The 259-nt window shown below is 65.3% G+C and carries 1 protein-coding gene; it reads left to right on the top strand.

Features of this window, described 5'->3' with window-relative positions; all coding sequences use genetic code 11:
* Positions 1-259, top strand: a 259-nt coding sequence (locus EOD29_RS32915) for a hypothetical protein (protein WP_164764003.1), incomplete at both ends; no start/stop codon positions are given.

Here is a 259-nt window from a genome sequence, read left to right as displayed (position 1 = left end):
CCCCAATCTCGGCCTGCTCGCCGCACTCGGCGGGCAAAGGGCCGAAGGCGACCTTAAAGGCTCGCTCGGCGTCAGCAGCGATGGCGGCAGGATCGCGCTCAAGCTGCTCGCAACAGGCGGCTCGATCCGCCGTGATACGCTTGCGATCGTCAAGCCGGATATCGATGTCACGGTCAGCGATCTCAGCGCCCTGGCCGCAAGCGGTACGGTCAAGGCCGAGGAGGTGAGTGCCGGAACGAATAAGCTTGCCGGCCTTTCG

The organism is Mesorhizobium sp. M1A.T.Ca.IN.004.03.1.1, assembly GCF_003997555.1.
GTDB lineage: Bacteria > Pseudomonadota > Alphaproteobacteria > Rhizobiales > Rhizobiaceae > Mesorhizobium.
Note: the sequence above shows the minus strand (reverse complement) of the source record. Positions and strands in the feature narration are given on the sequence as shown.